The organism is Salipiger sp. HF18 (genome assembly GCF_011806505.1).
Lineage (GTDB): Bacteria > Pseudomonadota > Alphaproteobacteria > Rhodobacterales > Rhodobacteraceae > Salipiger > Salipiger thiooxidans.
On sequence record NZ_JAATOS010000649.1, the window covers coordinates 1 to 1,922 of the forward strand.

At 70.1% G+C, this 1,922-nt stretch carries 2 protein-coding genes; both read right to left on the reverse strand.

Going from position 1 to position 1,922, the window contains the following annotated elements; all coding sequences use genetic code 11:
• Positions 1 to 202: 202 nt before the first annotated feature.
• Positions 203 to 1,420: a peptidoglycan DD-metalloendopeptidase family protein gene (locus HC022_RS25400; protein WP_008884547.1), complete on the reverse strand. Its 1,218-nt coding sequence runs from the start codon at positions 1,418 to 1,420 to the stop codon at positions 203 to 205.
• Between the two features lie 60 nt (positions 1,421 to 1,480).
• The coding region (locus HC022_RS25405) for a protein-L-isoaspartate O-methyltransferase (RefSeq protein WP_167454240.1) at positions 1,481 to 1,922 on the reverse strand (442 nt) is incomplete at its 5' end.

The window sequence follows — 1,922 nt, forward strand, 5'->3', positions numbered from 1 at the left end:
TCGGGCCGGGTGGCGTGGCAGTTCTTCACCGACCTCGCGGGCCGCAAGGGCGTTGCGATCTGAGCCACGCGCCGGCCGTGGTCCTGGCCTTGTCGGGACCATCCGGAATCAGGATCGCAGGAAAAGAAGAAAGGCGGGGTGATGTGCCCCGCCTTTTCCCGTTTCCGGTCTGTGCGATGCCTGCGGACCCGCAGGCCAGGGCTCAGCGCAGGTAGCTCATCGGGTCGACGCTGTCGAAGCCCTTGCGCACCTCGAAGTGCAGGAAGCTCGGGTCGCCGGAGCGGACCTTGCCGATGGTCTGGCCACGGCTGACCGACGAGCCTTTCTCGACCGTCAGGTTGTCGACGTGGGTGTAGATCGACAGCACGTCGTCGGCGTGACGGACAACCACGATACGCACGTTGTCGGTGTTGGTGGTGATCGCCGCGACGGTGCCGCTCTCGGCGGCCTTGACCGGGGTACCGGCCGGGGCCGAGATGTCGATGCCGTCGTTCTTGCCTTTGGAATACTCGCGGATGATGGCGCCGTTGACCGGCATCGCCATGCGGGCATTCGAGCTGGCGCTCGCGGCGGCCTGCTTCTGGCCGATGTCGGCCACCGGGGCGGCGGCGGTCGCGGAGGCGGCCTTGGCCTGGGTCTCGGCAACCGAGGGCTGGTTCTGCGGCAGCGGCTGCGTCGAGGACGGCGGCTGCGGCGTGGGCGAGCCGGCACCGGGCGCGGTGGTCGCAGCGGCCGAGGTCGTGACCGGGCGGCTTGTGGTGGCGGTCCTGTCGACCACCGGGATCAGCAGGTACTGGCCTTCGCGCACGGTGAAGTTGCTGTCGAGTGCGTTCCAGTCCGCCAGCGAGCGCGGCGTCACGTTGTAGAGCCGTGCGATCGTGTAGGCGGTCTCGCCGCGGGTCACCTGGTGGCGGATCGGCTCGACGCCGCTCGAGCCCGTCGAGGCGGCAGGCGCGGGCGAGGCCGGGGCACGGTCGATGGCCGAGCTTGCCAGCGTGGTGATGTCGACCTGTCCCGCGGGCTGGATCGGGCCGGTGGCCACGGCGCCGGTGGAGGGCGAGGGCTCGGACACGCGCCGGGGCAGGGCGATGATCTCGCCGTCGCGCAGCTGGTCGTCCGGCTGGATGCCGTTGTAGCGCGCCAGCTCGCCTGCGGGCAGGTTGATGCGGGTGGCGACGTCGCTCAGCGTGTCGCCTCGGCGGGCCACGGCCACCTGGTAATTCGGGTAGGAGATGATGCCCCGACTATCGGCGGCGGGCCGGTCCTCGACCGCAGTCAGCGCCGCCTGGCTGGTGTCGACCGGACCGCCCATGCGCCCGCGCATGTCGTAGTCGAGCGGCCCCGAGCAGGCGCCGAGCGCCGCCAGTAGGGCGATGGGCGCGCCAAGGCGCAGGGGGAGCGGGCGGAATGTGCTGTCCATCTCGATATCCTCTGATGCGCCCCTTGTTCCCGGGACGTCACGGCAAATGTGCCGGCGTGTCTAGCTGTCCTTGGCCAGCCCTTCCACCAGCGGCACGAAACGCACGGGGCGCATTTCGTCATAATCGTAGCCCTGATCGGTGCGGGTGACGCGGATCAGGTGCTGCACGGTGTCGGACTGCCCTACGGGCAAGACCATGATACCGCCAATCCTCAGCTGGGCCAAGAGCGGGCCGGGCGGATCCTCGGCGGCGGCGGTCACGAGAATGCGGTCGAAGGGCGCCTGGTCCGGAAGCCCGTGGCTGCCGTCGGCGGTGAAGGCGGTGATATTGACGAGATCGAGCGCATCGAAGACGGCGCGGGCCTCGGCCACCAGCCTGCGGTGACGGTCGACGGTGTAGACCCGGCGCGCCAGCAGGCTGAGGATCGCGGCCTGGTAGCCCGAGCCGGTGCCGACCTCGAGCACCTTCTCGCGCCCGGTGAGCCGCAGCGCCTGGGTCATT

What these genes read in the sequence shown, in the direction of transcription:
- HC022_RS25400 (WP_008884547.1), bottom strand. Translation starts at nt 1,420, where the DNA reads ATGGACAGCACATTCCGCCCGCTCCCCCTGCGCCTTGGCGCGCCCATC.